Origin of the sequence: Henriciella sp., from assembly GCF_049649345.1 — a bacterium.
In the GTDB taxonomy this organism is placed as follows: domain Bacteria; phylum Pseudomonadota; class Alphaproteobacteria; order Caulobacterales; family Hyphomonadaceae; genus Henriciella.
Map to the genome: position 1 here is coordinate 1 of NZ_JBARZC010000603.1, position 9033 is coordinate 9033.

Below are 9033 nucleotides of genomic sequence, written 5' to 3' on the forward strand. Positions count from 1 at the left end.
GAGAAATACTGGCCTCGGTGGCTTTCCGGTACGCCCCGTCCAGATACACCCATTCGGATGGCCCCATACCAAACCCTCATTCGTTTATGTTGCGCCGCACAATTTCTTCTTGCCTTCGAGGCGAGTATTTGGTGAGTGTCTAGCTATTCAGGAGGAATGTGAAGCAGGAGGAATAATCTTGCGCACATCACAATAAATCGGAGGCCCGAGAGCATGACCACCGCCACAAAAGCGCGTGAGACGAAAGATATTTACGACCTTGGTGAGATTCCGCCGGAATTTCACGTCCCGAAACTGATGCACGCCTGGGCGATCCGGCGAGAGCGGCATGGACGGCCATCGACCGCCATGCAGGTCGAGCAGGTGCCGGTGCCGGAGATCGATTCAGACGAAGTGCTCGTCCTCGTCATGGCTGCAGGCGTCAATTATAACGGCATCTGGGCGGGGCTCGGCGAGCCGATCTCACCATTCGATGTCCACAAGGCAGACTTCCATGTCGCCGGCTCTGATGCGTCCGGCATCGTCTGGGCGGTGGGCCGCAAGGTGACCCGCGTGAAGCCGGGCGATGAGGTCGTCATCCACTGCAACCAGGATGATGGCGACGATGAGGAGTGCAATGGCGGCGATCCGATGAACTCGCCGTCCCAGCGCATCTGGGGCTATGAAACGCCGGATGGCAGCTTCGCTCAGTTCTGCCGCGTGCAGGCGCGCCAGTGCATGCCGCGCCCGAAACACCTCACCTGGGAAGAAAGCGCCTGCTACACGCTGACGCTAGCCACCGCCTACCGGATGCTGTTCGGCCACCGCCCGCACATCGTGAAGCCCGGCAATAACGTCCTCGTCTGGGGCGCGTCCGGCGGGCTTGGCAGCTTCGGTATCCAGCTCTGCGCTGTTACCGGCGCGCATGGGATCGGGGTCGTGTCTGATCCGGACAAGTTCGACTTTGTCTATTCGATGGGTGCCAAGGGCGTCATCAACCGCAAGGATTTCGACTGCTGGGGACAGCTGCCCAAGGTCAACGGCCCTGAATTCTCGGACTATATGCGCGAGAGCCGGAAATTCGGCAAAGCGATCTGGGAAATCACTGGCAAGAAGGATGTCGACATCGTCTTCGAGCATCCGGGCGAAGCGACCTTCCCGGTCTCTGTCTTCGTGGTGAAGCGCGGCGGCATGGTCGTTATCTGCGCCGGTACGACAGGCTTCAACCTGACCATGGATGCCCGCTTCCTGTGGATGCGCCAGAAGCGTGTGCAGGGCTCGCACTTTGCGAACCTCATGCAGGCCTCTGCCGCCAACCAGCTCGTTATCGACCGGCGGATCGACCCGTGCATGTCAGAAGTCTTTCCCTGGGCCGAGATTCCGGCGGCGCACGAAAAGATGCTCGACAACAAGCATTTGCCTGGGAACATGGCAGTGCTTGTTACCTCGCCGAAACCGGGCCTTCGGACGGTTGAGGATGTGCTGGCAGTCTCCGGCCAGAGCTGATCCGGCCCCACCCGCCCGTCCGCCATGGGTCGACCCTCATCCTGAGCCTGCCTCAGGATGCGGCGGGCGGGCTCACGCCCATCATGACGCTGGCGTCACCCACTTGCCCTCGCTTGCGGCCCGCTTCACACTGGGGCTCAGAACCGCATGAGGGAGGGCTGGTTTGAAACAGCTTTTGATTGGTCTTGGCGCGCTTGTCGCGATCGTTTTTGGCGTGCTCGTTGTGCGCACATTGATGTATGGCGGCGCGCCCGGGGGCGTGCAGCAGGTCGAGCTGCCCGAGACACCTGAGATTTCCGCCGAGATCGCAGCTGAGCATCTGACAGAGGCGATCCGGTTCCGCACGATCACGCTTCAGGGCGGCGATCCGCGCCAGGGCCAGGAAGGCCCATGGCTGGAGCTGCAGGCCTGGCTGGAAGAGACCTATCCGGCGTTCCATGCTGCCGCTGAGAAAGAGACCGTGCCGGGCGGATACACCCTGCTCTACACGTGGGAAGGCTCTGACCCTTCGCTCGATCCGCTGCTGCTGATGGCGCACCAGGATGTCGTGCCGGTGAACATCGGGACTGAAGGCGACTGGACCGGCGCGCCGTTCGCGGGTGAGATCGTCGATGGATACGTCTACGGCCGCGGCGCGATGGACGACAAGGGCTCGCTGGTGGCGCTGATGGAAGCGCTCGATGCGTTGGCCAGAGACGGGTTCGAGCCGCGCCGCACAGTGCTCTTGCAGCTTGGCCATGATGAGGAAGTCTCGGGCTCTGGCGCAGAAGCCGGCATCGCGCTGCTCAAATCGCGCGGCGTGACGCCTGTCATGGCGCTGGATGAGGGCTTCATGGTGATCGAGGACAATCCGATCACGGGCGGCACGCTCGGCCTCATCGGTGTGGCCGAGAAGGGGTATATGACGCTTCGGATCACGGTCAGCGCCGAAGGCGGCCATTCATCGGCGCCGCCCCGCGACAGCGCGACCGTGCGGCTCGCCCGCGCCCTTGTTGCGCTGGATGAGACGCAGATGCCAGCCGACCTCACCAAATCGCCGACGTCAGACATGATGCGGGTCATCTCCGCTGATCTCGGCTTTGCCCAGCGTATGGCAATGGCCAATCAGTGGCTGCTTGGGGGCTTGGTCGAGAGCGGCTTTTCAGGCAGCCCTCAGGGCAATGCGATGATCCGCACGACGACGGCGCCGACCATGCTGGCCGGGTCTGCAAAGGAAAACGTGCTCGCCCAGCGCGCGACCGCAATCGTCAATTTCCGGGTCCATCCGAACAATACGGTCGAAGAAGTCATGCAGCATGTGCGCGACGTGACCTCCGACATTGAAGGCATCGAAGTCGCGCCGCTGGATGGCGGGATTTCGAGCGAAGCCTCGCCTGTCAGCTCAACCGGGAACCGTGCCTATGGCGTGCTCGCGGCCGTGGCCCGCAAGGCCGGCGAGGGCGCGCCTGTCGCCCCTGCTCTCGTCATCGGCGCGACCGATGCGCGTTATGCCAGTGCGATCACCGAGGATGTGTATCGCTTTGCCCCGTCGGTGGTCGGGCCGGCAGACCTTGCTGGCTTCCACGGCACCAATGAGCGTCTCAGCGTCGAAAATATGGGCCGGCTCGCGCGCGGCTATGCGCAGATCGTGCTGGCGATGGACGAGGCGGCGGAATAGCTGCGATCCGGCGCTCCGCACAGGGGAGGAGGCGCGTTGCCATGGGTTGACGCGTTGCCCCGCCAGCCTTGCCTATACCTTATCGTCCGGATGGGCTTCATCCACCGTATCAGTCTCGCCACTCTCAGCCTCGTAATCATCGTGGCCGCGCCGTTCGAGCTTGGCGGTTTCGCGTTCCTTGATTTCGTCTGAGAAGGCGCTCGCGAACACGCCGGCGGGCAGAGCCACAACGCCGATGCCTGCGATGGCGATCACGGACGCGAAGAAGCGCCCCAGCGGGGTGACCGGATAGACATCGCCATAGCCGACCGTCGTCAGTGTCGCGATGGCCCACCAGATGGAGCGCGGGATGGAGGCGAAGCTTTCCTGGTTCTGGCCGCCGACGCCTTCGATGAAATAGAGCGCAACAGCCGAGACATAGACCAGCGCCAGCGCCATGGCGAGCGTCGTCAGGAGCTGCGTGCCCGAGCGCTGCACCGTCGCGCCGAGCACATCGAAAGCCGGCACGAAACGAGCAATCTTGGCCAGTCGCGCCACCCGCAGCACGCGCAGCGCCATGACGATCTGCTGGTTTGAGTCTTCCGGCGCAAAGATCAGCCACAACAGCTCCGGCAGGAAGGCGATCAGATCGGCAATGGCATAGCCGGTAAAAATGTATTTCAGCCGCCCCCCGAACCCCCGATATTCGGGGTTCTCGCCCGCGACCCAGAGGCGGCCCAGATATTCGATGGCGAAAATGACAATGATGACGACGTTGAAAATCGCAATCGTCCGCATCCAGCCTTCGCTCATGGTCGGTTCGGTTTCGAGCGCCAGCGCCAGAAAGCTCAACAGGACCAGGATAACAATGAAGGTGTTGAACGGCGACAGGCCATTCTTGTCCCGCGCATCCGGCTCCATCTGGCGATAGAGCCGCTTGCGCAGTCCGATCTGTGTCATCATCTGCTGAACGACCATACCGCCCCTCCCCGCTTGCAGGCCTCCAGCATTATCGGACTGTCCCTAGCCCCGCAACACGCCGCCGGTGCCTTTCGAAACCGCCGCGACGACCTTATCGGCAATCGCGTCGATATCCTTGTCGGTCAGGCTCTCGCCCTGCGGCTGGATCGTGACCTCGATGGCGACGGATTTGCGGCCGGCTTCGATATTGGCGCCCTGATAGACGTCGAACACCGACACGCCCGCGATCAGCTTCTTGTCAGCGCCTGAGGCCGCGCGGACGATGTCCCCTGCCGAGACGCCGTCCTCGACGACGAAGGCAAAGTCGCGGCGAATCGGGGTCAGGCCGGAGCGTTCGAGCACGGACTTGGTCTTGGTGGCGCGCGCCTTCATCATGGGCAGCGCGTTGAGATTAAGCTCAAAGCCATAGACAGGACCGTCCACATCGAGCGCCTTGAGCACACGCGGGTGCAGCGCGCCGAAATGGGCAACGGTGACCTTGGGGCCAAGCTTCAGGCAGGCCGACTGGCCCGGATGCCAATGGCCCTGACGCGGCGCATCGACCTGAAAGCGTTCCGGCGGCTGCTCAAGTTCGGCAAGCAGCGCGTAGAGATCGGCCTTGGCGGCCATGGAGTCGTAAGGCGCAACCGCGCCGCTCCAGTGACGCTCAGCCACAGGGCGAACGATTGCGGCGACGACATTGCGCTGATCCTTCGGACCGTCGCCGAGATAGATCGGGCCGGCCTCGAACAGGCGCATCTCGCGCTCGCCGCGGTCAAAGCCCTTCTGGGCGGCGACAGCGAGATTGGCGAGGATGCTCGGGCGCATCTGGTTCAGCTCGCTGGCGACAGGATTGGACACGGTCAGCGCAGGATCGCCGCCGCCGAACATCTCGGCATGCTCTTTCAGCATGAAGGACCAGGTCACCGCTTCAAGGAAGCCGCGCGAAGCCATGACACGCCGGGCTGTGCGCACACGCGCCTGCGCCGGGGTGACGACCACCTTGCGGCCATTAACGGGCGCTGGCAGCGACGTTGTCGGCAGCGCGTCATAGCCAACCAGGCGCGCGACCTCTTCGACGATATCGGCAGATTGTTCGACATCGAACCGCCAGGTCGGCACGGTGAGGTACCAGGCCTCTCCGGCGTCCTCGAGGGTGAAGCCAAGCTCCTTGATCATCCGCTTCAGCTCAGCCGGCTTGATCTCGAGGCCCGTCAGGCGAGCGACATCGCGGCGGTCAAAGGAGATCTTCGTCGCGTCGGTTGGCGCCGTGCCGGCGACCGAGGCCGTCGAGATTTCCCCGCCGCCATATTCGCGAATGAGCGCGAGGGCGAAGTTAAGCCCGGCGACGCAGCTTGCCGGATCAACGCCGCGCTCGAACCGGTAGCGGGCATCAGAGATGATGCCGGTGGTGCGGCCGGTGCGGGCGGTGCGCAACGGATCGAACCAGGCGCTTTCGATGAAGACGTCCGTCGTCTCAGCGGTCACCGCCGTGGACTGGCCGCCCATCACGCCGCCAAGGCCGATGGCGCCGCTATCGTCGGCGATGACGCACATATCGGCGGTGAGGTCGTAAGTCTTGCCATCGAGCGCTTCGAGGGTTTCGCCCTTGCGGCCGAGACGCGCGACGACAGCGCCCTGTAGCTTCTTGGCATCATAGACGTGAAGCGGGCGGGCGCGGTCAAAGGAGATATAGTTGGTGATATCGACCAGCAGCGATTTGGGCGTGATGCCAACCGCTTTCAGGCGCTCTTTCAGCCAGTCCGGCGAGGGGCCGTTCTTGACGCCGCGCACCATCGCGCCGGCGAAAACCGGGCAGGCCTCTTGTGCTTCAAGCTGGATATCGATCGGGCATTTATAGGAGCCATCGACCTTCTTGATCGGGTTCTCGATGAAGCGGCCCGCGCCTGCTGCGGCGAGATCGCGGGCAATGCCCTGCACGCCGAGCCAGTCCGGCCGGTTGGGCGTGACTTCGAAATCGATGATCGGGTCGATCAGGCCGAGCGCTTCGGCCGCTGGCGTGCCGACTTTCCAGTCGCCATCGAGATCGGCAATTCCGTCATGGTCTTCGCCGGCTTCAAGCTCCTTGGTCGAGCACAGCATGCCGGAGCTTTCCACGCCGCGGATCTTGCGGGGCTTCTTGTCGAGCGCGAACTCAAGGCCGGGAATCCAGGTACCGAGCGGGGCATAGATCGCCGTCATTCCGGCGCGTGCATTCGGGGCACCGCAGACGATCTGCTTTTCGCCATCGACCGTGTCGACCGTACAGACGCGCAGCCGGTCTGCGTCCGGATGCGGCTCGGCCGTCTTCACCTTGGCAACGGTGAAGGCGGCCAGCTTTTCAGCCGGATCTTCGACATGCTCGACCTCGAGGCCGGCCTTCAGCATCACCGCAAGAATGTCATCCAGCGGCGCCTTGGTGGCGAGGTAATCCTGCAGCCATGAGAGCGTGAACTTCATCGTCTATTCCACTTCGGGGGTCGGTTCGGTTTCAATCGCGGGCGCACGTGCCAGGTCGGCGACCGCTTCAAAAATATCATTTTCGGTCCGTTCGCAGCGTTCAACGCGCTCGGCGCGGGTCATGCCGGTGCCCATATCGAGGCTGCGGGTAATCCAGCAGCGCTCGAACACCGAACAGTAGCAGACTTCCATGTCCAGCTGGCTCCATTCGGTGGCCACGGCATTGAGCTGAGCACCCGTGACCTCGTCACGCGACCAGTCGGCGCGTAACGGCTCGACATCGTCGCCGGGGGCCACCGCCCGGCCGATGACACTCGACCATGAGTGCGAATAGCCGGGTGGAAAGCGGTCGACATAGGGAGCGAGACTGTCCAGCGGCTCGCCGTTTTCAAGCAAGCTGACACGCTCGATCAGAGCTGGGCCGACGCCGCTATTCGAGATCCGGATGCCCATCGAGGCCTGTTCAGCCGTCGAGGATACGAAGCCCTCGACCTGAACGACCGGATAGACGGCGCCATGCTGCTGGGCGCGCATGACGCGGCCCTGGTCCCAGGCGATGAAGACCGCAATCGCGCTGGTCAGAACCGCGCAGACCGCAATCAGCATTTCTGCCTTGTTGCCGTTTCCCATCGTTTCCGCGCTCCTAGCTCAGGCCGCCAGCGACGCTGGGCGTCAGCCAGGGGCGGAAGCCATAATGGCGGCTCCAGCCGGCATCGGCCTCGAAATAGGGGCGAAGGTCCGGCATTCCGTATTTCAGCATGGCAAGCCTGTCGACGCCCATGCCGAAGGCGAAGCCCTGATACTCTTTCGGATCAATGCCGCAATTTTCCAGCACGTTCGGATGAACCATGCCCGAGCCGAGGATTTCCATCCAGCTATCGCCCGCGCCGATCTCGATGCTTTCGCCCACCTTGGTGTACTTCACATCCATCTCGGCCGACGGCTCGGTGAACGGGAAGAAGTGCGGGCGGAAGCGCGCCTCAACATTGGCGACCTCGAAGAACTCCTTCACGAAGTCGATCAGGCAGCCTTTGAGGTGGCCCATATGGATGTTCTTCTCAATGACGAGGCCTTCGACCTGATGGAACATCGGCGTGTGGGTCGCATCCCAGTCATTGCGGTAGACACGGCCGGGCACGAGCACGCGGATCGGCGGCTCGGTGCTCTCCATCACGCGCACCTGTACGGGGCTGGTATGCGTGCGCAGCACTTTCGGCGCCGCGCCCTGTTGCGGATGGAAGAAGAAGGTGTCGTGCGTCTCGCGCGCCGGATGGCCTTCGGGGAAGTTCAGCGCGGTGAAATTGTGCCAGTCATCCTCAATGTCGGGGCCTTCAGCGACGGTGAAGCCCATATCACCGAAGATCGAGGAGATTTCCTCGAAGACCTGCATGACAGGGTGCAACCGGCCTTCAGGCGACACGCGCGGTGGCAGCGTCATGTCGATGCGTTCGGTCTGGAGCTTCTTCTCCAACTCAGCCTCTTCAAGCTCTGCCTTGCGTGCCTCGACGGCGTCCTGAACCCGGTTGCGCAGGCCATTGAGCGCAGGGCCCATGGTCTGGCGCTCTTCCGGGCTCATTTGCCCAAGCGTCTTCATCAGGCCGGAGATGCGGCCCTTCTTGCCAAGCTCGGCCACGCGCACGCCGTCGAGGGCGGCAAGATCATCTGCCGCCTCGATTGCGCTGAGCGCTTCTTTTTCGATCGTCTCTATGTCGGACATATAAAAAGCCCCGTTGGGTCTGGCCAAACGGGGCTTATCCGCCCCGCCTTAGCGGTCGGAAATAGCGGAGAAATGCTAAAAGCGAAACTGTCTGGTTTTAGGCCAGAGCGCCCTTGGCTTTCTCCACCAGGGCTCCAAAAGCTTCAGGTTCGCGCACGGCGAGGTCTGCCATAACCTTGCGGTCAACCTCGATGCCGGCCTTGTTGAGGCCGTCAATGAAACGCGAATAGGTCAGGTTTTCGTCAATCGCGCGGACAGCAGCATTGATGCGCTGAATCCAGAGCGAGCGGAAGGTCCGCTTCTTTTGCTTGCGGCCGATATAGGCATACTGGCCGGCTTTCCAGACAGCCGCATGGGCTGTGCGGAAGGTATTCTTGCGGCGGCCATAATAGCCTTTGGCGGCCTTGGTGATCTTCTTGTGGCGGGCGTGTGCCGGCACTTTGTTACGTGAACGGGGCATCTGAGCCTCCTGCTAAAGTCTTGTTCGGTTCGAGTTCGGTGGCGCGCCCGGCCTTAGAGGCCGTAGGGCAGATACTTCTTCTTGATGCGTGTAACGTCGGCGTCCGCAACCAACTTGGTGCCGCGATTCTGACGGATGTATTTCGCATTATGGCTGATCAGGCGGTGGCGCTTGCCGGCGACACCGTGCTTGAGCTTGCCCGTAGCCGTGAACTTGAACCGCTTCGCAGCGGCTTTCTTGGTCTTCATCTTCGGCATTTCGATCTCCTGTAGGGGCCTCGAAGGACCCGCTGTCTAGTCGTTCATGAGCCTGCAG

At 62.6% G+C, this 9033-nt stretch carries 8 protein-coding genes; 2 read left to right on the plus strand and 6 right to left on the minus strand.

Annotation, left to right across the window (positions count from 1 at the left end):
* Positions 1–213 precede the first annotated feature (213 nt).
* Positions 214–1485, plus strand: a complete 1272-nt coding sequence (ccrA, locus tag WA989_RS16680; protein WP_424341606.1) for a crotonyl-CoA carboxylase/reductase — start codon at positions 214–216, stop codon at positions 1483–1485.
* A 163-nt stretch (positions 1486–1648) separates the two neighbouring features.
* Positions 1649–3142: a M20 family peptidase gene (locus WA989_RS16685; protein WP_424341607.1), complete on the plus strand. Its 1494-nt coding sequence runs from the start codon at positions 1649–1651 to the stop codon at positions 3140–3142.
* A 72-nt stretch (positions 3143–3214) separates the two neighbouring features.
* Here the strand turns inward: WA989_RS16685 and WA989_RS16690 are convergent, their stop codons facing one another.
* From WA989_RS16690 to rpmI, 6 genes are all read right to left on the minus strand, one after another.
* Positions 3215–4099 carry an ion transporter gene (locus WA989_RS16690; RefSeq protein WP_424341608.1) on the minus strand — a complete coding sequence of 295 codons (885 nt, stop codon included), beginning with the start codon at positions 4097–4099 and terminating at the stop codon, positions 3215–3217.
* A 45-nt stretch (positions 4100–4144) separates the two neighbouring features.
* On the minus strand, positions 4145–6541 hold the full coding sequence (gene pheT / locus WA989_RS16695) for a phenylalanine--tRNA ligase subunit beta (protein ID WP_424341609.1): 2397 nt from the start codon (positions 6539–6541) through the stop codon (positions 4145–4147).
* Between the two features lie 3 nt (positions 6542–6544).
* Positions 6545–7171, minus strand: coding sequence for a hypothetical protein (locus WA989_RS16700; protein WP_424341610.1), 627 nt, complete (start codon positions 7169–7171; stop codon positions 6545–6547).
* Between the two features lie 13 nt (positions 7172–7184).
* Positions 7185–8258 (minus strand): phenylalanine--tRNA ligase subunit alpha, encoded by a 1074-nt coding sequence (gene pheS, locus WA989_RS16705; protein ID WP_424341611.1) that lies wholly within the window; start codon positions 8256–8258, stop codon positions 7185–7187.
* Between the two features lie 97 nt (positions 8259–8355).
* Positions 8356–8718 carry a 50S ribosomal protein L20 gene (gene rplT, locus WA989_RS16710; protein WP_424341612.1) on the minus strand — a complete coding sequence of 121 codons (363 nt, stop codon included), beginning with the start codon at positions 8716–8718 and terminating at the stop codon, positions 8356–8358.
* Between the two features lie 53 nt (positions 8719–8771).
* Complete coding sequence (gene rpmI / locus WA989_RS16715; RefSeq protein WP_424341613.1) at positions 8772–8975, minus strand: 50S ribosomal protein L35; 204 nt, start codon at positions 8973–8975, stop codon at positions 8772–8774.
* Positions 8976–9033: the final 58 nt, after the last annotated feature.

Coding starts and splice junctions, on each gene's coding strand:
- ccrA (WP_424341606.1), top strand. CDS start 214: ATGACCACCGCCACAAAAGCGCGTGAGACGAAAGATATTTACGACCTT.
- WA989_RS16690 (WP_424341608.1), bottom strand. CDS start 4,099: ATGGTCGTTCAGCAGATGATGACACAGATCGGACTGCGCAAGCGGCTC.
- pheT (WP_424341609.1), bottom strand. CDS start 6,541: ATGAAGTTCACGCTCTCATGGCTGCAGGATTACCTCGCCACCAAGGCG.
- WA989_RS16700 (WP_424341610.1), bottom strand. CDS start 7,171: ATGGGAAACGGCAACAAGGCAGAAATGCTGATTGCGGTCTGCGCGGTT.
- pheS (WP_424341611.1), bottom strand. CDS start 8,258: ATGTCCGACATAGAGACGATCGAAAAAGAAGCGCTCAGCGCAATCGAG.
- rplT (WP_424341612.1), bottom strand. CDS start 8,718: ATGCCCCGTTCACGTAACAAAGTGCCGGCACACGCCCGCCACAAGAAG.
- rpmI (WP_424341613.1), bottom strand. CDS start 8,975: ATGCCGAAGATGAAGACCAAGAAAGCCGCTGCGAAGCGGTTCAAGTTC.